The organism is Sporofaciens sp. St.21A7, assembly GCF_059728535.1.
Genome location: NZ_BAAGFN010000001.1, coordinates 1,515,402 through 1,535,219 on the forward strand (window position 1 = coordinate 1,515,402; position 19,818 = coordinate 1,535,219).

Genomic DNA, 19,818 nt, shown 5'->3' on the forward strand with positions numbered 1-19,818 from the left:
GAGAATGGTGGGACACTCCTGTATAGGGGTGTCTCTTTGTATATGGGGATACATATTATGAGTGGGGAGGAGTACCAGGAGATGGACAAGGCATTTGAAAAGAGAAAAAAGGTGGTCTATGACTTCATATGTGATAGTCTGTATGTTCCGATGAAGTTCAAGGAGCTTGCCATGATCTTGCAGGTTCCCAAGGAACAGCGGGATGAGCTGCGGGAAGTGCTGGAATCTTTGGAGGCGGACGGTAAGATCTACCTGTCAAAGCGGGGAAAGTTCTGCAAGGGGGAGGCCAAGCGACTGGCAGGGACGTTCCGCGCAAGCCTGAAGGGGTTCGGGTTCGTCGTAACGGAGGATGGCTTTGGGGACGTCTATATCTGTGAGGAGGATGTAAACGGTGCATTCGATGGGGATCAGGTGGAGTTTGTAATCACGAAGGAGCATCAGGGAGAAAAACGGAACCGGGAAGGCCGGATTGTGGGGATCATTGCAAGGGGGATGACCCATGTCGTAGGACTGTACCGGAAAAAGGAACAGCAGAATTATGGATTCGTGCTGCCGGATAACCAAAGATTTCCCTATGATATTTTTGTGCCGGCTGAGAAAGCGAAAGGAGCAGTCAGTGGGCATAAGGTGGTGGTGGAGCTGACTTCCTATGGGGAGCCGGGGCGGAATCCAGAGGGACGGGTGACAGAGATCATCGGGCATGTCAATGACCCTGGCACGGATATTATGTCGATCGTGAAGGGGTATGACCTGCCTGTGGAATTTTCTGAGAAGCTTCTGAATCAGGCGGATCGTGTGGCCAAAGAGGTCAGCCCTGCAGACATGGCAGGGAGGAAGGACTTACGGGGCTGGCAGATGGTGACCATTGACGGGGAGGATGCAAAGGATTTGGACGACGCGGTTTCCCTTACGGCGGAGGGAGAGAATTTCCTGTTGGGCGTCCATATTGCGGATGTGGCGAACTATGTCCAGGAGAACAGCGCCATTGACCGGGAGGCAAGGGAGCGGGGAACCAGCGTTTATCTGGCTGACCGCGTGATTCCCATGCTGCCCCATAAACTGTGCAACGGGATCTGTTCGCTGAATGCGGGGGAGGATCGGCTGGCGCTTAGCTGTATCATGACGGTAGACCGAAAAGGGATTGTGGTTTCCCACGAGATTGCGGAGACGGTGATTCACGTGGATGAGCGTATGTCTTATACCAGTGTCAGGAAGATTCTGGAGGACGGCGATGAAAAAGAGATGGAACGATACCGTGATCTTTTGCCTATGTTCCGGCGGATGGGGGAGTTGTCCCGGATTCTGCGGGAGCGCAGACAGAGGCGCGGGTCGATTGATTTTGATTTCCCGGAGACGAAGCTTAGGCTCGACGAGGACGGCAAGCCGCTTGAGATTCTGCCCTATGACCGGAATGTAGCGACGAAGATAATTGAGGATTTTATGCTGTTGGCAAACGAGACGGTGGCGGAGGACTTTTTCTGGCAGGAGATCCCCTTCGTGTATCGAACCCATGAGCCGCCGGATGAGGAGAAGATTCGGACACTTGCCGCATTTATCAATAATTTTGGGTATTCCATGCATATCGGCGTCAATGAGATCCGCCCTAAGGAGATTCAGAAGCTCCTTGCCAAGGTGGAGGATACGCCCGAGGAGGCGTTGATTTGCCGCCTGGCGCTGCGCTCAATGAAGCAGGCACGGTATATGCCGGAAAATGTGGGGCACTTCGGACTTGCGGCGAATTATTATACACATTTTACTTCGCCTATCCGGAGATATCCGGATCTGCAGATCCATAGGATTATTAAGGATCACCTGCGCGGGCGGATGGATGAGGAGCGGATGGCTCATTATCAGCGTATCCTTCCGGAAGTGACGAAGCATTCCAGTGAGATGGAGCGGAGGGCTGAGGAAGCAGAGCGTGAGACAGTTAAGCTTAAAAAGGTCGAGTATATGCAGCAGTATATTGGGGATGAATTTGAAGGCGTGATTTCCGGCATGACGAAGTGGGGAATGTATGTGGAGCTGCCGAATACTGTGGAAGGCCTGGTGCATGTGGCGAACATGTCAGACGACCATTATGATTATTACGAGGAGCGGTACGAGATGGCAGGGGCGCATTCCGGCAAGTTGTATAAGCTGGGGCAGCGGGTTCGGGTGCGGGTGATGGATGCGGACAGGATGCTTCGGACGATTGATTTTGAGATTGTAGATTCGGTTTCTGAGTGATGTTTGTCCGGATATGGTGGCAATAAAGAGTGTTTTGATAGAAGGAGGTCATGCATATGGCAAAGACAAATGGGAAGATGATTGCCAATAATAAGAAGGCATACCATGATTATTTTATTCTGGATACCTATGAGGCGGGAATTGCACTCCATGGGACTGAGGTAAAATCTCTCAGGATGGGCAAGTGCAGTATCAAGGAGTCTTTTATCCGTGTGGACAATGGCGAGGTCTACGTCTATGGTATGCATATCAGCCCTTATGAGAAGGGAAATATTTTCAATAAAGATCCGCTTAGGGTCAGGAAGCTCCTTCTCCATAAGTCGGAGATCAACAAGCTCCTTGGGAAGACGAAGGAAAAAGGGGTGGCAATCGTGCCGCTGAAAGTTTATTTTAAGGGCAGTCTTGTGAAGGTCGAGATTGGGCTGGCCAAGGGGAAGAAGCTGTATGACAAGCGGCAGGATATTGCGAAGAAGGATCAGCAAAGAGAGGCCCAGAGGGATTTCAAGGTGCGCAATATCGGGTAATCGTAATTGCAGATAAAGGAGGGGGGATATGTATGGTGCCGACTAAAAAAGATGATTTGCGTAAGATGGTCACGCAGACGACGATTGAGACGTATGAGGAGCTGACGCCTCAGTTAATTCAGCTGATTGAAAAGACAAAAAGGGATGATACGCTTTCGGAAGCGCAGAAGCAGGATGAGATTTCTTTGCATTTGCTGGGGTATGTGAAGTCCTGTACCAATGAGATCATCGTGGAGGTGCTGGCGGAGATTTTGGGGCTTTCGGAAGAATCATTTTCTTAAAATTCCAGAAAGGGATTGCGCAACGGGCGTACTGGGAATACAATAGAATTATTCTAATAGAGGAAGGGGCAGGTAAGATGTCTTATTGTGTGAAATGTGGTGCGAAGGTGGATGACGGGATTATGACATGCCCGCAGTGTGGCGCGCAGATACCGAATCTATCGGGCAGTTATTCCGGAGGCAGCCAGAACAGCGATACAGGCTATGGACAGAGCGGCGCGCAAGGATATACATATGGCCAGCAAGGGTATGGGCAGGATAACCAATATGGGTATCAAGCAGGAGGATATCAGCAGGATAGCCAGTATGGGTATCAGTCAGGAGGATATCAGCAGTATGGGTATGAGGCGCAGCGGTATGGTTCAGCAGACTTTTTTGACCAGAGTGAAGTGAGCCGAAATAAAGCGATGGGCGTACTCTCATATCTTGGAATCCTTTTGTTGATACCGCTTTTGGCAGGTGATAAGCAGTCGCAGTATGTCAAACATCATGTGAATCAGGGATTGGTATTGTTTCTAGCGTCTTCGCTGGTGGATTTGCTGGAAGGTGATTGGGTGTGGGGGCTGCATTCGATCATTCATTTCGGCGGAGGGATGTTTTCGTGGATTTTTGACATTCTGGGTTTGGTGTTCCTTATCTTGGCAATCATGGGGATCGTCTCCGCTTGTAAGGGCGACAGGAAAGAATTGCCGTTGATTGGGAAGATTCGGTTTTATCAGTAGGTTTGCCATTAAATGGAGAATCACTACTTATTTATTATACCTTAATGGACGAAGTCCACCTGCCCGCAGGGCATGCATTACGGTGTACCCTTGGGTATAAATAAGTAGGATTCTCCGTTTTTTCGTTCAAAGAGTAACGAAAGACACACTGTAATGTGCGGACAAGATCAGAATTAGGATTTTGCTATACTTCCAGATAGCCATTGTTTTGTAGTATTCTCAGCTGTTTCAAAAATATAGCGCCTCCTTATGTAGAAATTACTTCTTCATAGTTCTTATTATAAATAATCATACGAAGATTGACAAGATTATACTTACAGATGTAATGGGGTTAACAGAATTTTAATAATCGAAAAATAGTTATAATATTTGGATAGAAAGTAAGAGAGGGGAGAACCTTGTGGAGGTCCTCCCCTCTGCTTTTGTTGTTTCTGTTATTCAATCGTAATCAGTCTCGGCTGTTCCTCTTGCTTCTGAACTTCCTTCGGAAATGCCAGATGGAGAACGCCGTCTTTGAATGCGGCCTTGATATCATCCTGTGTCAAGGCATCCCCAACATAAAAGCTTCTATTGCAGGTGCCGGTATATCTTTCTTTGTGTACGCAGTTGCCCTTGGCATCCTTCTCTTCCTTCGTCATGTTCTTATGGGCGGAGATGGTTAGGTATCCATCCTTTAAGTCTGCCTTGATATCCTCTTTGGCATATCCGGGAAGCTCCATCTCTACCAGATAATTCCCATCTTTCTCATGAATATCCGTCTTCATAATCTGTGCGGATGTGTGGTCGTAAGAACGGCTGAAAAACGGATCGCTGAACATATCGTCGAATAAATTGTTGAAACCTCTGTTTGCTAATAACATAAATCATTCCTCCTTGAAAATTATCTTATGGATTAGTATATCCCATAAGGTATGAAAATTATTTATTGTTTTATTTGCTATATATATTATATAACACATATTATTAGCAATGTCAAGAGGTGAGTGCTAACTTTTTATTTTTTATTGTCAGTTGCCGAAAGAGCATGTTTCTATTAAAAAAGGTGTAAAGCCTTTTATAATTCGATAAAGACGTTACACCTTGATTCATGAAGTTATGAGCTATTCTTTGATATAGTCAATTTCTGTCAGGTTGATACCTGAGGCTGTCAGAATGACTTTTAATGTCGTATATCTTCGTTTCATTTTTTTATATGTCTCTGACTCCTTATCCGTACAAGACTGCATATAATCTTGTAATCTGTCAAATTCTTCTATAGAAATCTTGAGCATTTCTTTTTCAGTCATATACCCACCTGCTTTCCATAAATGCTGTTTACTTGGTATTTTTATTATATCAATCGGTGATTATGGTGTAAAGCCTTTATTGGGCAATCTCATCTATTATATTCCCGTTCAGCACTTCATTTCCTGCCAACAGCATCGCTCCGACACAAATCCCCAGATTCAATACCACCATACCTATTAGCGGCAGAAGCGGAAGACCTGCGTTCGCATGCAGGTACAGAAATACGTGTTGAAGCGCATAATATAACACTTTCTGTACCATCCCGTACAGAATGGCCATAAAGAGCCCGGAGCAGGCTCCATAGCAGAGCCCTTCTTTTACCAGTATCCTCCGGAATCCTGCGTCTGTGATTCCCATTGCCCTGAGAATCCCGAACTCCCGTTTCCTTGCAGCTACAAGATACTGCATGCTGTTCAGGATATGGAAAATACTAATCAGAAGCAGGATAGCGGCAATCCCATAGAAGAAAAACATTTTCTGGCGCAGGTAAAGCTCCTGTTTTTCGATTAACTGGGCATAGTCTTTGATTAGGCAGTTTGGGATATCTTGGGTAACAGCCCTGACCTCGTCAGAAACCTTGTGATGGTCAGCCCCTTTCGTAAGAGTAATCCCGATACTGTCATATCCGTCAATCCCGAAATCATCCGACATCTGCTGGTTCGTCATAATGACGCCCACAGTATCGGTAAAATCTCCGATATAATTATCATTTTTTCCCAAAGACCTGCTGACGATAGCGGCGACCGTAAATTCCTTATCCACATACCAGTCTTCTTCCCCTTCAAACCTAAGCGCCTCTTCCGGAACGGACGCATTTTTCGGGACTTTCAGCCGGATAGAATCGCCGGGGGAGACGTCCAGCCCGTCATAGTTGCCCTGCCCGTCCATGAGAGTTTTGAGGATAACCGTATCCTCTTTTTTCATAGACGCGGCGTCAAAGCTCCCTTCCAGAAGATAATCTGTCAGTTCCGCAAGCATCTGGTCTGAGTAGCCGTATACATTTGTCTTCAGACGGTAATCTTTATCGCTTTGCCGCGTGATGATTCCGTTATACCGTTCCATGATTAAGGGGTCTGGTTCAAATCCTTCCTCGTCCGCCGTTTCCGCATAATATTTCGGCCAGCGGAAGCGTCCGTCTTCCAGAGGAATCTCCCCAAGGGTATAGCGGATCGGATTGGCAGAGGAAACGCCTTCTATCCCTTCCAGAGTATTTACAATGTCTGAGGGAATGACGCTGGACAGGCTGTGGGAATCTTCATACACCTGAATATCAGAAGCAAGCCCGTCGTCGGCTTTAAAAGACAGGGCATTGTGGATTCTGGCATTCTGGACGACGTAGGTCGTGCCAAGGAACAAGACTCCGCCTAAAGAGAGGGATACGATGATACCTGCAAACGTCCCTTTCCGTTCAAATAAAAACTTGCGGCTCAGGATTCCAGTCATGTTGCTGCACTTAATACTGTAGATTCTACGGCTTTGTTTTCGTGTATGGGTATTCTGGGTCTGCATTTCCGTTAAGGTAAATTTGCGCATCCTGCAAATCAATAGAAAGCTTACCAACAGCATCAGGAACATCAGGAAGATTGCGCATCCGAGGATCGTTCCGGTCGAAATATGGAAACTTCCGGGGCGGACTTCAATCTGTGCCGCCACATCCCTGGCGTCTACGGTATGCGTCCCTTTTTGGGTCATGCCGATTTGCTGGTCTACGAAAATCTCACCCATGCGGGAATAGAGTATTTTTGCGCCGAGGCTGCCGAGAGCCGCGCCAATGGGATATCCTGCCAGCAGCACCATGTATAGCTCTGAAAGAATCATGCCAAAGGTGCTGCGTTCGTCCATACCGAGGGTCTGCAAGGCGCTGTACTGTGCGGTACGTTTCCGCACGGATACCTGGAACAGGCTGAATATGACGAAAGCGGCAAATATGCCAAGAGCGGCAAGGATGAGCTTCCCGGTCAAATCATGGGTCTGGTTCAGGGTTCCCCAGAAATACGCCAGTTTCCCTTCCGGAAGCGACAGTGCAGTCTTTGTAACGTCAATGATAGAAGGCGATGCATTTCCGCCCACGTATGCGGTCAGGCTGCTTACCCTATTGATTTTATGGATGTCTAAACCATAAGTTTTTGAAAATGCCATTACCTGTGTGAGTACGTCGCCGTTTTCTTCAAATTTGACATAGAGGCGGGGGCGTTCCGTCCTAAGTTTTGTATCGGCGCTTACAAAGACTTTCATGTCTTTGGCAGTTTCATCCCATTGGTCTGAAAGGATTCCGCACAGGGAGGAGGTGTCCCCGCCAAGGACGACTGCGCTTCCAAGGGTGTTTCCTATGCCAAGGTTGCGTATGGCGTGTTCTGAGAGGGCTATTTCCCCGGGGTTTTGCGGGTAGGAGCCTTTCAGGAGGTTTCTGTGGAACATTTCCAGATACCCTGAATCTGCATGGGCAACTGTAATCTGGCAGGGAGTCTGAATTTCTTCCTTTATGGTAAGGATTCCGGCTTTCTCCACCGTAAATGCTTCCGATTCCATCCATTTGCCGGAATGAATGGCTTCCTGCAATTTGTCAAATTCTCCGTCTTCCATATCGAACCAGTAATGGGCGTCCCCGTAGACATCCCGGATTCGTTGGATGTCGGCAGTTTTCCCGCTGTAGAGCAGCGAGCCTACGCCGGTCATCAAGGCAACGGACATGACAGTTCCTAGGAGGAGGGCAAAAGTCTGTTTTTTGTAGTATTTCAGATAGGAAAATGCTAATTTTACTGTGTTAGTCAAGGCCATCACCGCCCTTTCCAAGAATCTGCCCGTCTTCAATGGCAATGATTCTGTCGCAGGATTGGGCAATCAATTCGTTGTGCGTGACCATAAGGATGGTCTGGTGGAATTTCTGCGCGCTCATGCGGAGAAGCCCCATGACCTCTGCCGTAGTGCGGGAATCCAGATTGCCGGTAGGCTCGTCGGCAAGGAGAAGGGCGGGTTTGTTCGCCAGCGCACGGGCAAGCGCCACACGCTGCTGCTGGCCGCCGGATAACTCCCTGGGATATTTCCTGCGTTTTTCCCAGAGTCCCAGTTCCTTTAAAAGTTCTTCGATAAAGGTGTGGTCGATATGCCGTCCTTTGTCGAAGGTGACAGGCAGGGCGACGTTGTCGTAGACGTTCAGGACAGGCATCAGGCTGTAGTTCTGGAATACGAACCCAATGTTGCGCCGTCGGAAGATGGTCAGTTCGTTTCTGGTAAGGGCGGCGATATCGTGCTTCCGGATTCGGATAGAGCCTGTTGTGGGAGTATCAAGACCTCCAATCAGGTTCATCAGGGTGCTTTTCCCGGAACCGGAGGTTCCGACTATGGCGATAAATTCCCCCTGGCTTACGGTAAAGGTGACGCCTTTGAGGGCGTGTACCTGGTTTATGCCGGTTCCGTATACTTTCTCAAGCTGTGTTACTTCTAAAATGTTCATGGCTGGCTCCTTTCTGTTGCTGTATATTCGTTCTTATAACGTTCAGTTTACGGTACGCAGCTTACAGCCATCCTACAAAAATGCAGGTCAATTCTTACGGTTTTGTAAGAACACGGTAAAACAGCTCCCCTTCCCTGCCTGCGATTCCACTGTCAGATAACCCAATTCTTTTTCCAGAATCATTTTAGACAGATAAAGCCCGATGCCGGAGCCTTCGATATTTTCTACCTGTTTGCTCCGGTAGAAACGTCGGAAGATTGCCTGATATTCGGAAGGGTCGATGCCGATGCCGGTGTCGGAGAAGGAAATTTGCGTGTACATTTCCAGAGATTGTATCGTAATCCTTATCTTCCCGCCGGCATCGGTGTATTTGACTGCATTTTCCAGAAGGTTGGCAAATACTTCGGCAGTCCATTGGCGGTTATGAAGGAGGACGGGGTTTTTCTTGGTTTCCAGCTCAATCTGAATCTGTTTTTGCTTGGCTTTTGTATAAATGGTATTAAGGGCGTCCATGAGGGTGTCGTGGATGGGGAGCGGCGCGATTTCAAAATCAATCGCGTTCTGCTCCAGTTTTGCCATTTTGAACAGGGATTTTAGAATCCAGTCAATTTTGGCGGTCTGTGCATGCATTTTCTCAAGGAAATGCGCCTGTTGTTCCGGAGACACCGCAGGATTGACAAGCAGTTCTTCGTACATCATGACATTGGCAAGGGGCGTCTTGAGCTGATGAGACATGTTGGCGATTAATTGCTTCACCTGTTCTTTTTCCTGCTCTGCCTGTTCGATTTCCAGCAGTAAATGTTCTTGGATTCGTTTGGCTTTCCCTGCAAGGGCGGAGAGCCCTCCTTCCTGTAAATCGGAGCGCTTAATTGGCTGGCGGGTGAGGACGGCGTCCAGCATCCGGTCAATTTCCCGGTATTGTTTTCGGTTACGGAAAATCAGGTATCCTGCAAACAGGGCCAGCGTCAGGGACAAAGGCAGGAGCCAGGCGGTTAGCCAGGTTGGGAGTTGATCTGTCATCGTTATTCCTCTTTCCAGAGGTAGCCTAATCCGTATACGGTTCTAAGGAACCGGGGATTGGAGGCATCCTCTTCGATTTTCGTGCGCAGACGGCGGATATTGACGGATACGGTATTGTCGTCTACAAATTTGCCGCCGCTGTCCCAGATGTGTTCTAAAATCTGGTCTTTGGACAGGACGCGGTTCTTGTTTTCGACCAGATACAAAAGCAGACGGTATTCGGTCTGGCTGAAAATGATTTCGGCCGTTCCCCGGGTTACGGTGCAGGTTCCTTTATCTATGGTGATACCGTTGGAGACAAGGAGCCTGGGAGATTCGGCGTGCTGCAGGAGTTTTTTGATCCTTGCTTTGAGAACTGCAAGGGAGAAGGGTTTGCGCATATAATCGTCTACGCCTAGTTCCAGGGCTTTTACCTCGTCCATCTCCGTTTCCCGGGCAGTCAGCATGAGGATGGGAATCTGGCTGAATGTGCGGATTTGGGAGCAGAGGTCGAAACCGTTGCCGTCGGGGAGGTTACAGTCTAAAAGGATCAGGTCGAAGTGTCCTGTGTTTAGGAAAGAAAGTCCTTCCCTGCATGTGGAGGCGCATGCAGTTTCATAGCGGTCCAGCCTAAGGGAGAAGGAAAGTCCTTCCTGCAGGTCGGTGTCGTCTTCTATCATTAATATTTTTTTCATAGTATACCTCGCAATCGTGTTTCTGATTAAATGGGCTGTGCCTTATTATATCATAAAAATGTCTTGGCATGAGAATCCTTTCTTTTTTTCATAGGTTGATAATTTGTTTTTTTATGGTACTTTCATAATGTAAGGTCAGATGAGGAAGATGGCAAACGAGCTTATAATTACGGAAGAGCAGACAGAAAATCCAATACCTTCAGATAAGCCGGCTCATATCCAATGGCATCCAGGATATGTATCGGCGATTAAAATGGAATTTAAGGATGATAAGAATGATTATTGCTTTGGCAGCGCATGGAAAGTCGGGAGTTTGCCGTTGGAAATAGATATGGTCATTTCAAACTTCAGAACTTTATGAACTTGAACTTTACAAAAAAATACTTGACAAAAGGGAATGTTTGTTCTTATAATAGAGTATGCTTATAGAAAAGGCATGCCAGTATTTCAGTTTCGGGCTTGTACTGGTTTCGACGGAGGTCTGGAAGTTGGAGAAGCCATCCGTAGCGGGACACTACGTTAAAAGTTCCAACTAAATATAAACGCAGACAATAGAGAATTAGCGTACGCTGCTTAATTAAGCGGCAGTCGGCCTTAGGTCATCCGCTGCCTGAGATGCCGGCTTCAATGAGGCGGAGCACTTCGTTTCCAAAGCTTTGAGGGAATGGAAGAACGTATGAAGCTACTGAAACCAGAAGCCTGTCATTAGGCGTCCGGCAGAGGGAATGTCAAATTAATGACTGTGATGGGAGATGCTCTGGTGGATGGGTTTTCGGACGCGGGTTCAACTCCCGCCAGGTCCACTCAAACGCATTAAGACGAACTCGGTATATGACATTGTTATATAGTAACAAGTTTTGTCTATTATACTTGCGAACATAAAGGCGGCATATGCCGCCTTTATGTTATGTGTATTAGTTCAGTTTACTGGCTTTCGTCCGCATTCCGTCTATATGCTCAAACAGATCCTCTTTAATCGGTGAACGCATAGGGTCAAGGATAAAGTCAATGCCTTCCCTTCTTGCTTGCTTTGAAGCAGGGACAAAGTCGCTGTCGCCGGATATCAGAATAATCCGGTCAACCTGTTTTTTGAATGCCAGAGAAGAGATATCAATCGCAATACGCATATCCACACCTTTCTGCTTTACATCTAAGAGAAAATGCTTTTCCGTCAAGTCTTCAATTTTAAGCGAACCATTCATTAGTTTTTTTGTAGCTTCCGGACGCAGGTTGAAATGAGCCTGTTCTTCCGCAAGGCGACCAAGCCGGAGGGCAAATTTCCGTCGGTGTGTTAATTCTTTGAAAAAAATATTAGCCCAAGTATAATCGTTAGTTTTTCCAAAATCAATTTGCCTTTTGAGTAAAGGATGGTACACCTTTTTATCCATCGGCGGACAATCATAGTAAAAGACCCGGTATAAGGAACATTGGTCAGCTTTTTCTTCGCGTATATGTCGTTTGCAATACCATTCAAGTTCGTCTGCACGTTCAGACGGTTCTTTGTCACCGTAAATATAATACGAACGCCGTCTGTAAAATGCGCCATCGACTAAGATCGCAGTACGGATCATATGTACCTCCTGAAAATAAAAATATCCCTAGGTTTATCGCTTCCCTTATAGTGGGAGGATTACTGCTAGGGATATACTTTATTTTCATGTAACTTTTGTTACATCTTTCATATATAATATGTCCTTAGCGGTAAAAAATCAACCCTAATTCTATAAATAATTATTAAAATTTCTTCCATATATTATAAAATGTAACCGATTAAAATTCCAGCATTACAAATCATCAATTTTCGACAAATTTTCCCGTTTGCCTATACCCAAAGGGCACAACGTAATACATGCCTCTTGCGGGGCGGATGGACTAATGTACGATAAGGTATAGCAGTTTCCAAGATGAGATGGTATTATATAGAAGTTGATATTTGAGGTAATATTTCCAAAATCAAGGCATACATTGAGAAAAGAGTATTTGGACAAGGGGTTACAGGTTAGGTGAAGAGATATAACAGACGCAGGCGTTTCCCGCTGAGATTCTCCGCCCCATTCTGGTACGGAATGCTGATTCTGCTCTGCCTTTTTATAATCGGAGGCTTGCAGGCGGCGCTTACACACCGGGAAGACGGCACGCCGGGAGAGAAGGAAAAAGTAAAAAAGGAAGAAGAAACGCCTCAGGAGGAAAAATGGCAAATCGTGGTAGACAACCCGAATATCCGGGTACTGCTCATGACCAACGGATACTTGAATATCGTGCATCCCAGCGTATCGGTATCCGCAGGCGGCGGGCTTTCCATCGCCTTCGGGGAAGAAGTTCAGGAAGCGGCGGCAGGTGAGCAGGCAGCGTTTGCACCTGACGACCCAAGGTTTCAGGGAGGCAATATAAGAATCAGCGCAAAGGACGGGGGAGAGATTGTCCTGAACAGCATCGAAAGGGGTTACGGGACGCCTTCCTATGCCGGAACTCTGGAGCTTCGTACAACGGCAGAGGGAATCGTAATCATCAATGAACTTCCGCTGGAGACTTACCTTTGCAAGGTAGTGCCAAGCGAAATGCCTGCCTCTTATGAGATTGAGGCATTGAAAGCACAGGCGGTGTGCGCCAGAAGCTATGCCTACCAACAGATGCAGAGTTACGGTTATCCGGAATATGAGGCGCATGTGAACGACAGCACGGATTATCAGGTATACGGCAATTCCCAGGCACAGGAGTCCACGAACCGGGCAGTCATGGAAACCCAGGGGCAGGTGGTGCGCTATCAGGGGCAGATTGTGACTACCTACTATTATTCCACCTCCTGCGGAAAGACGGCGGGCTTGGAGGCATGGGGGACAGAAAGCAATGAGGGGAACCAGTATCTACAGTCTGTGGAGGTAAAGGATGAAGAAGGAGACTACGAAGCAGGACTTCCCTGGTATCGCTGGGAGGCGAAGATTCCCGTAGGAACGCTGTCCAATCTGGTGAGCCAGAACACCGGGAAGAATATCGGGACGCTCCAAAATATAGAAATCACGAAGTCCGGCGCAGGGGGCGTGGCGCTTGAGATATGTGCGGAAGGAGACGCCGGGACAGCGACCGTGGGTACGGAGAATAAGATACGCCGCGCCCTGGGTGGAAGCGGCTATGAAATCGTCAAGCAGGACGGTACGACGGCGGCAAGCTCTGCACTATTGCCCAGCGCATTTTTTACAATCAGAAAAGAAGGAGACATGTTCGTAATATCCGGCGGCGGGTTCGGGCATGGAATCGGGATGAGCCAGAACGGAGCTAATGAGATGGCGAAGAAAGGGAAGAGCTATATAGACATACTGACATTATTTTTTAAAGATGTAGAGATTAAAGCCGGGGATAGTTAAGCAGCTCCGGCTTATATTTCTGCATTTTTTTCATATAATATAATGATATCCCGGGCAGATATGGTTCCTCCATATATTCTGACGCTGCTGAATCAATCTAATCATAGACAAATGATACAAAATCGGGTAAAATATAGAGCAAATATGTGGGAGAGTATTATGAAGAGACTAAAGGATATCTATCAAAAAATCACAGGTATCACGGCAGGTTTTAATGAAGACCATGTAGGCGCCTATGCCGCCCAGTCGGCATATTTTTTCATGCTGTGCATGATTCCGATTATTTTGCTTTTGCTTACCATGGTGCAGTACACCCCTGTGACAAAGGCGGATGTAATGACCGCCGTCATCCAAGTGTTCCCGTCGTCTGTGGAAAACCTGATAACGTCTATTGTGAATCAGGTATATAACCAGTCCACGGGAGTCATCCCGGTCACGATTGTGGTCGCCCTGTGGTCGGCAGGGAAGGGCGTGCTTGCAATGGCGTCGGGGCTTAACTGTATTTACCGGTGCAGGGAGACGCGTAACTATATCGTGCTTCGCATCCGGGCAACATTCTATACCGTATTGTTTATCGTAGTCATTATACTGCTGTTGGTATTATCGGTATTCGGTAATACGCTGAACCTGTTCATTGCAGAACATATCCCGTTCCTTAGGAGGGTGGCAGACCAGTTGATCGCGGCGCGGGTATTCATTACGCCGACGGTGCTGGTGATATTTTCACTGATGCTGTACCGTTACCTTCCGAACCGGCGGGGACGGTTCCGCGACCAGCTCCCGGGCGCCATGTTTGCGGCTGTGGGATGGATGGTCATTTCCTGGGTATTTTCTATCTACCTGGATGTGTTCAAGGGATTTTCCAACATGTATGGGAGTCTTACGACCATCGTTTTGATTATGCTGTGGATGTACTTCTGTATGTATTGCATCCTGCTTGGCGGGGAAATGAATGTGCTGCTTTGCGGAAAGGTTTTTGCAAAAAAGTGAGACAGAGATTTTGAAATAAGGAACATACGAGGAGGATGAATATGAAACAGAAGACCCGTTTAATGACGCCGGAAGAGAATCATCGTTTCCAGCTTGTGCAGGCAGTGGCGTTCGAGGTATCTATTGATTATGAAGAGGAGAAAAAGAAATCTCAGACAGATTTGGAGACAGATGAAAACTGCAGGAAAATCGGGGTATTTTCAGAAGACGAATCTGTGTTGTACGGATGCCTTCTTTATAACAAATACCGTTGCCGCTTCGACGGCAAAGAGATGCTGCTTGGGGGAATCGGAGGCGTAGCGACGCTGCCCGAATACCGAAGGAACGGAATTATCCGCACTTGCATGAACTTTACGCTTCGGGATATGTATGAGCAGGGATGTGCATTTTCTTTCTTATACCCGTTTAGCGTGCAATATTATCGTAAATTTGGTTTTGAGGAAGGGAATGGGCTTTGCGATTGGACGATTCCCTTTACGGAGTTTCCCAAGAAGAGCATCGAAGGCAGCGTCGCACAGATTTTTCCGGGAGACAGCTTAGAGCCGCTTTTGAGAGTTTATGAAAAATTTTATAAGGAATATAATCTTTCCTCTATTCGTGAAAAATATAGTCCACAAATGGAAAAAGAAGATTTGCTAAAGCAGCGCAGGTATGTTTTTCTCTATCGCGATAGAGCCGGCGTCCCCAAAGGCTTTTTCATTTACCGCAAAAAGAGTACGCCGGACGGCGTGGTTATGGAATGCACAACCACGTTTGAAGCCCGTAATGATTTTTTGTTTTTAGACGCCGATGCTTTTAGCGAGATGCTATCTTTTATAAGATCTGCCTTTGGATCCTATTATGATAAGATTCATTTTGCAATACCTGCCGATATCTCCCTTTCTTTACTTTTGGGTGAAGATATCAAATCATCATGTGAGAAATATTATGGCGGAATGTCAAGGGTTATTGATGTAAAGAAGGCGCTAAAGATGTGCAGATGCCTTGGGAGCGGGCAGCTTTGCATAGGAATCAAGGACGATATTCTTCCTGAGAATCAGGGAGTGTGGAAAATCCGTTTTTCAGAAGGACAGGAGAACCAGGTAGAAAAGGTGAGCGCCGATATAGAAGAGGCAGTAGATCTTTTACTTCCGATCAATGAATTTTCTGCGTTAATTTGCGGCGATAAGGGCGCCGAAGATATTCGGTGGATGCCTAATGTGAAGGTGTACTCGAAAGAAGAGGAGGAGATTGGAAAGATCTTCTACCACAAGAAATGTTTTATGACGGAACTATTCTGAAACTATTCTGAAAATTTGAAAAAAACTTGACATCATTTTTTCGTATGTTATAATTTTAAGAAGCGTACGGATGTGCTTTCCATATGAAGCGGCACATCCGTATCCATAAAATGAAAAGCGATGACCGTGTAAGTAGAGAACTGTTTTCCAACAGAGAGAGGGAATCACCGGGCTGTAAGTTCCCTTTGGTTCAGACAGGAATCGAATTTCCCGCGCGAGCTGCATATTTGAAGCCATACTATGGTAGTAGGAGATGCCGTTTGATGCACGTTACGCATGTTTGAGCGCCCGCATTCATGAAGCCAGTGCGACTATGCGGGAATCAGGGTGGTACCACGGGTAATTGCTCGTCCCTTTTTGGGATGGGCTTTTTTTGTGCGCAGACCCGTGCAGAGTAAACATGCCGCTGAGGCGGCGCACGGGCCGCGCGGTCTTTCACTGTTTCCGGGAAAAGTGTAAATGACCGGAACAATTTTGTAAATGAGCAGGAAAGGAAGAGAAGCGATGAAAGAGAAATTGCAGAGCATCAAAGAGGAAGCGTTGAAGGCAATCAATGCTGCCGACATGCCGGAAAAATTGAATGATGTGCGTGTAAAGTTCTTAGGCAAGAAGGGAGAACTTACCGCCGTATTAAAGGGAATGAAGAATGTTGCGCCCGAAGAGCGCCCCAAGGTTGGGCAGCTGGTCAACGAGACGCGGGAGGCAATCGAGAGCATTTTAGAAGAGAGCAAGGCGAAGATGGAGCGGGCAATCCGTGAAGAGAAGATGAAGCAGGAAGTGATTGACGTTACGCTCCCCTCCAGGAAAAATATGGTGGGACACCGGCATCCTAACACCATTGCGTTAGAAGAGGTAGAGCGTATCTTCATCGGCATGGGCTACGAGGTGGTCGAGGGGCCGGACGTGGAGTACGACCTGTATAATTTTGAGAAGCTGAATATCCCCGACGGGCATCCGGCCAAGGATGAGCAGGACACCTTCTATGTCAATAAGGAAATCGTGCTGCGTACCCAGACATCCCCGGTTCAGGCGCGTGTGATGGAGCAAGGGAAGCTTCCCATCCGTATGATTGCGCCGGGAAGGGTGTTCCGCTCCGACGAGGTGGACGCGACCCATTCCCCGTCCTTCCATCAGATTGAAGGACTGGTCATTGACAAGAACATTTCTTTTGCAGATTTGAAAGGGACGCTGGAGGTATTCGCAAAAGAACTGTTCGGGCCGGACACGAAGACGAAGTTCCGTCCCCACCATTTCCCATTTACAGAGCCAAGCGCAGAGGTGGACGTTACCTGTTTCAAATGCGGGGGAAAGGGATGCCGTTTCTGTAAAGGGTCCGGATGGATTGAGATTCTTGGCTGCGGTATGGTGCATCCTCATGTGCTGGAAATGTGCGGGATCGACCCCAATGAGTACACAGGATTCGCGTTCGGCGTGGGGCTTGAGCGGATCGCGCTGCTCAAGTATGAGATAGACGATATGAGACTGTTGTATGAAAATGATATTAGATTTTTGAAGCAATTCTAAGAAGCGGCAGAAAGGAGCAGGAAGATGAATACATCATTATCATGGATAAAAGCGTATGTTCCGGGGCTTGAAGCCACTGCACAGGAATATACGGATGCAATGACATTATCCGGAACCAAGGTAGAAGGATACGAGGTGTTGGACGCCGATCTGGATAAGATTGTGATTGGCCAGATTGACAAGATTGAGAAACATCCGGACGCAGACAAGTTGATTGTCTGTCAGGTCAATGTGGGAAATGAGTCTGTCCAGATTGTAACAGGCGCAAAGAACGTGCATGAGAAAGACAAGGTCCCGGTGGTGCTGGACGGAGGACGGGTCGCCGGAGGGCATGAGCCAGGGAGCCGCGTTGCCGGAGGCGTGAAGATTAAGAAAGGAAAACTTAGGGGGATTGAGAGCCGGGGCATGATGTGTTCCATCGAAGAGCTTGGCTCTAACCGCGATATGTATCCGGAGGCGCCGGAAGAAGGCATCTACATTTTCCCGGAGGATGCGCTTGTGGGGGCAAATGCGGTAGAGGCCCTGGGGCTTAACGACGTGGTGTTCGAGTATGAGGTGACTTCCAACCGAGTAGACTGTTTCAGCGTGGTAGGAATCGCACGGGAAGCGGCGGCTACATTTGGCAAGGAATTTCATCCGCCCGTAGTGACAGAGACAGGAAATGGTGAGGACGTTGGCGATTTCATCAAGGTTACGGTCAAGGACAATGACCTTTGCCCAAGGTACTGTGCAAGGGTCGTGAAGAATATCAAAATCGGCCCGTCCCCGAAATGGATGCAGAGACGTCTTGCATCTGTGGGAATCCGCCCGATTAATAATCTGGTTGACATTACCAACTACGTGATGGAAGAATACGGCCAGCCCATGCACGCATATGATTTAGATACCATTGCCGGGCGGGAGATTATCGTGCGCACTGCTGCGAAGGGGGAGAAGTTCACCACCTTAGACGGGCAGGAGCGGGAAATGGATGAGTCTGTGCTGATGATCTGCGACGGCGAGAAGTCGATTGGCATTGCGGGAATCATGGGAGGTGAAAATTCCATGATCACGGACGATGTAAAGACCATGCTGTTCGAGGCTGCATGTTTTGACGGGACGAATATCCGTAAATCCAGTAAGAAAATCGGCCTGCGAACCGATGCTTCCGGTAAGTTCGAGAAGGGGCTTGACCCGAACAATGCGAAAGCGGCAATCGACCGCGCCTGCCAGTTGGTAGAAGAGCTGGGGGCCGGTGAAGTCGTAGGCGGCACCGTAGACGTCTACGGCAAGAAGAAAGAGCCGGTGAGAGTTCCCTTTGATGCAGAGGAAATCAACCGTCTTCTGGGGACAGATATTTCCAAGGAGGAGATGCTTGGCTATTTCGAGAAGATTGGGCTTGGCTTCGACGAGGCGGCAAGCGAAGTCATCGCGCCCACCTTCCGCCACGACCTGTTCCGTCTTGCCGACCTTGCGGAAGAGGTGGCAAGGTTCTATGGGTATGACAATATCCCGACCACGCTTCCAAGAGGGGAGGCGACCACCGGAAAGCTGTCCTTTAAGCTGCGTGTGGAAGAGGTGGCAAGAGACATCGCGGAATTCTGTGGATTCAGCCAGGGCATGACCTATTCCTTTGAAAGCCCGAAAGTGTTCGACAAGCTGCGGATTCCACAGGATTCTCCTCTTCGCAGGACGGTAGAGATTATGAATCCCTTAGGTGAGGATTACAGCATTATGCGCACTACTTCCCTGAACGGGATGCTGACATCCCTCGCTACCAATTATAATAGAAGAAACAAGAATGTCCGGCTGTATGAGCTGGGGAATATTTATCTGCCGAAAGCGCTGCCTTTGACGGAGCTTCCCGAGGAACGGATGCAGTTTACCCTTGGAATGTACGGGGACGGAGATTTCTTCAGCATGAAGGGCGTTGTGGAGGAGTTCTTTGAGAAAATCGGGATGAACCAGAAGGAAGTCTATGACCCCAATTCCGGCAAGCCTTATCTCCATCCGGGGCGTCAGGCCAATATCATCTATGACGGCACAGTGGTCGGCTATCTAGGAGAGGTCCATCCGGACATTGCAGACGCCTATGGTATCGGGACGAAAGCCTATGTTGCAGTGCTGGATATGCCGGAGATTGTAAAGCGGGCCACATTTGACCGGAAGTATACTGGAATTGCCAGGTTCCCGTCCGTGAACCGTGATATCAGTATGGTGATTCCTAAGGAGATACTGGTAGGACAGATTGAGGACGTGATTGAGAAGAAGGGCGGCGAGTATCTGGAGAGCTATGGCCTGTTCGACCTCTACGAGGGAGCGCAGATTAAGGAAGGATATAAGTCTGTGGCATATTCCATCGTATTCCGCGCAAAGGATAAGACGCTGGAGGACGCAGAGGTAACGGAGGCCATGGGCAGAATCCTGAAGGCTTTGGAAGCTATGGGAATCGAGCTGCGGAAATAATTGCGCGTTTGAAAAGGCAGAAAGTATGT

Annotated in this window: 17 protein-coding genes, 1 other RNA gene and 1 other annotated feature; of the genes, 11 read left to right on the forward strand and 7 right to left on the reverse strand. The window is 47.9% G+C overall.

From position 1 onward, the window contains the following. The first annotated feature begins 81 nt into the window (after positions 1-81). The 4 genes from rnr (at position 82) to AC6I3O_RS07630 (ending at position 3,753) form a co-directional block, all read left to right on the forward strand. Positions 82-2,226: a ribonuclease R gene (gene rnr / locus AC6I3O_RS07615; protein WP_497853435.1), complete on the forward strand. Its 2,145-nt coding sequence runs from the start codon at positions 82-84 to the stop codon at positions 2,224-2,226. A gap of 56 nt (positions 2,227-2,282) precedes the next feature. After that, a complete protein-coding gene (gene smpB / locus AC6I3O_RS07620) occupies positions 2,283-2,750 on the forward strand; it encodes an SsrA-binding protein SmpB (RefSeq protein ID WP_497850348.1) in 468 nt (155 codons plus the stop codon). 32 nt (positions 2,751-2,782) lie between these two features. Next, on the forward strand, positions 2,783-3,031 hold the full coding sequence (locus tag AC6I3O_RS07625) for a hypothetical protein (RefSeq protein WP_497850349.1): 249 nt from the start codon (positions 2,783-2,785) through the stop codon (positions 3,029-3,031). Positions 3,032-3,108: 77 nt separating this feature from the next. Continuing rightward, positions 3,109-3,753 (forward strand): zinc-ribbon domain-containing protein, encoded by a 645-nt coding sequence (locus AC6I3O_RS07630; RefSeq protein ID WP_497850350.1) that lies wholly within the window; start codon positions 3,109-3,111, stop codon positions 3,751-3,753. 434 nt (positions 3,754-4,187) lie between these two features. Here the strand turns inward: AC6I3O_RS07630 and AC6I3O_RS07635 are convergent, their stop codons facing one another. From AC6I3O_RS07635 to AC6I3O_RS07660, 6 genes are all read right to left on the reverse strand, one after another. Next, positions 4,188-4,613 carry an Hsp20/alpha crystallin family protein gene (locus tag AC6I3O_RS07635; protein WP_497850351.1) on the reverse strand — a complete coding sequence of 142 codons (426 nt, stop codon included), beginning with the start codon at positions 4,611-4,613 and terminating at the stop codon, positions 4,188-4,190. Between the two features lie 240 nt (positions 4,614-4,853). Then, entirely contained in the window at positions 4,854-5,039 is a 186-nt protein-coding gene (locus AC6I3O_RS07640; protein ID WP_497850352.1) for a hypothetical protein, read from the reverse strand. Between the two features lie 76 nt (positions 5,040-5,115). Beyond that, the gene (locus AC6I3O_RS07645; RefSeq protein WP_497850353.1) at positions 5,116-7,812 is read right to left on the reverse strand and encodes an FtsX-like permease family protein; all 2,697 of its coding nucleotides are present in this window, start codon (positions 7,810-7,812) and stop codon (positions 5,116-5,118) included. Then, entirely contained in the window at positions 7,805-8,494 is a 690-nt protein-coding gene (locus AC6I3O_RS07650; RefSeq protein WP_497850354.1) for an ABC transporter ATP-binding protein, read from the reverse strand. The genes AC6I3O_RS07645 and AC6I3O_RS07650 overlap by 8 nt, the downstream gene beginning before the upstream one ends. An 87-nt stretch (positions 8,495-8,581) precedes the next feature. Next, the gene (locus tag AC6I3O_RS07655) at positions 8,582-9,514 is read right to left on the reverse strand and encodes a sensor histidine kinase (protein WP_497850355.1); all 933 of its coding nucleotides are present in this window, start codon (positions 9,512-9,514) and stop codon (positions 8,582-8,584) included. Between the two features lie 2 nt (positions 9,515-9,516). Further along, the gene (locus tag AC6I3O_RS07660) at positions 9,517-10,188 is read right to left on the reverse strand and encodes a response regulator transcription factor (protein ID WP_497850356.1); all 672 of its coding nucleotides are present in this window, start codon (positions 10,186-10,188) and stop codon (positions 9,517-9,519) included. Positions 10,189-10,336: 148 nt separating this feature from the next. Here AC6I3O_RS07660 and AC6I3O_RS07665 point away from each other — a divergent pair, with 148 nt between their 5' ends. Together AC6I3O_RS07665 and ssrA are read left to right on the forward strand one after the other, a co-directional pair. Continuing rightward, complete coding sequence (locus tag AC6I3O_RS07665) at positions 10,337-10,549, forward strand: hypothetical protein (protein ID WP_497850357.1); 213 nt, start codon at positions 10,337-10,339, stop codon at positions 10,547-10,549. A gap of 94 nt (positions 10,550-10,643) precedes the next feature. Continuing rightward, positions 10,644-10,994, forward strand: a transfer-messenger RNA (tmRNA) gene (ssrA, locus tag AC6I3O_RS07670). 108 nt (positions 10,995-11,102) lie between these two features. Here the strand turns inward: ssrA and AC6I3O_RS07675 are convergent. Next, positions 11,103-11,759 carry an NYN domain-containing protein gene (locus AC6I3O_RS07675; protein ID WP_497850358.1) on the reverse strand — a complete coding sequence of 219 codons (657 nt, stop codon included), beginning with the start codon at positions 11,757-11,759 and terminating at the stop codon, positions 11,103-11,105. A 495-nt stretch (positions 11,760-12,254) separates the two neighbouring features. Between AC6I3O_RS07675 and AC6I3O_RS07680 the strand changes: the two genes are divergently transcribed. From AC6I3O_RS07680 to pheT, 5 genes are all read left to right on the forward strand, one after another. Beyond that, positions 12,255-13,550, forward strand: coding sequence for a SpoIID/LytB domain-containing protein (locus tag AC6I3O_RS07680; RefSeq protein WP_497853436.1), 1,296 nt, complete (start codon positions 12,255-12,257; stop codon positions 13,548-13,550). Between the two features lie 159 nt (positions 13,551-13,709). Then, positions 13,710-14,540, forward strand: coding sequence for a YihY/virulence factor BrkB family protein (locus AC6I3O_RS07685; protein ID WP_497850359.1), 831 nt, complete (start codon positions 13,710-13,712; stop codon positions 14,538-14,540). 41 nt (positions 14,541-14,581) lie between these two features. Further along, the gene (locus AC6I3O_RS07690; protein WP_497850360.1) at positions 14,582-15,820 is read left to right on the forward strand and encodes a GNAT family N-acetyltransferase; all 1,239 of its coding nucleotides are present in this window, start codon (positions 14,582-14,584) and stop codon (positions 15,818-15,820) included. A 111-nt stretch (positions 15,821-15,931) separates the two neighbouring features. Beyond that, positions 15,932-16,178 (forward strand) — a binding site (T-box leader). A gap of 146 nt (positions 16,179-16,324) precedes the next feature. Then, positions 16,325-17,344: a phenylalanine--tRNA ligase subunit alpha gene (pheS, locus tag AC6I3O_RS07695; RefSeq protein WP_497850361.1), complete on the forward strand. Its 1,020-nt coding sequence runs from the start codon at positions 16,325-16,327 to the stop codon at positions 17,342-17,344. A 24-nt stretch (positions 17,345-17,368) separates the two neighbouring features. Further along, on the forward strand, positions 17,369-19,789 hold the full coding sequence (gene pheT / locus AC6I3O_RS07700) for a phenylalanine--tRNA ligase subunit beta (protein WP_497850362.1): 2,421 nt from the start codon (positions 17,369-17,371) through the stop codon (positions 19,787-19,789). Positions 19,790-19,818 lie beyond the last annotated feature (29 nt).

Bases quoted from the DNA above. Each gene is read 5' to 3' on its own strand.
- rnr (WP_497853435.1), top strand. From the start codon at position 82: ATGGACAAGGCATTTGAAAAGAGAAAAAAGGTGGTCTATGACTTCATA.
- pheT (WP_497850362.1), top strand. From the start codon at position 17,369: ATGAATACATCATTATCATGGATAAAAGCGTATGTTCCGGGGCTTGAA.
- AC6I3O_RS07650 (WP_497850354.1), bottom strand. From the start codon at position 8,494: ATGAACATTTTAGAAGTAACACAGCTTGAGAAAGTATACGGAACCGGC.
- smpB (WP_497850348.1), top strand. From the start codon at position 2,283: ATGGCAAAGACAAATGGGAAGATGATTGCCAATAATAAGAAGGCATAC.
- AC6I3O_RS07655 (WP_497850355.1), bottom strand. From the start codon at position 9,514: ATGACAGATCAACTCCCAACCTGGCTAACCGCCTGGCTCCTGCCTTTG.
- AC6I3O_RS07690 (WP_497850360.1), top strand. From the start codon at position 14,582: ATGAAACAGAAGACCCGTTTAATGACGCCGGAAGAGAATCATCGTTTC.
- AC6I3O_RS07625 (WP_497850349.1), top strand. From the start codon at position 2,783: ATGGTGCCGACTAAAAAAGATGATTTGCGTAAGATGGTCACGCAGACG.
- AC6I3O_RS07680 (WP_497853436.1), top strand. From the start codon at position 12,255: ATGCTGATTCTGCTCTGCCTTTTTATAATCGGAGGCTTGCAGGCGGCG.
- AC6I3O_RS07640 (WP_497850352.1), bottom strand. From the start codon at position 5,039: ATGACTGAAAAAGAAATGCTCAAGATTTCTATAGAAGAATTTGACAGA.
- AC6I3O_RS07660 (WP_497850356.1), bottom strand. From the start codon at position 10,188: ATGAAAAAAATATTAATGATAGAAGACGACACCGACCTGCAGGAAGGA.
- pheS (WP_497850361.1), top strand. From the start codon at position 16,325: ATGAAAGAGAAATTGCAGAGCATCAAAGAGGAAGCGTTGAAGGCAATC.
- AC6I3O_RS07635 (WP_497850351.1), bottom strand. From the start codon at position 4,613: ATGTTATTAGCAAACAGAGGTTTCAACAATTTATTCGACGATATGTTC.
- AC6I3O_RS07630 (WP_497850350.1), top strand. From the start codon at position 3,109: ATGTCTTATTGTGTGAAATGTGGTGCGAAGGTGGATGACGGGATTATG.
- AC6I3O_RS07675 (WP_497850358.1), bottom strand. From the start codon at position 11,759: ATGATCCGTACTGCGATCTTAGTCGATGGCGCATTTTACAGACGGCGT.
- AC6I3O_RS07665 (WP_497850357.1), top strand. From the start codon at position 10,337: ATGGCAAACGAGCTTATAATTACGGAAGAGCAGACAGAAAATCCAATA.
- AC6I3O_RS07685 (WP_497850359.1), top strand. From the start codon at position 13,710: ATGAAGAGACTAAAGGATATCTATCAAAAAATCACAGGTATCACGGCA.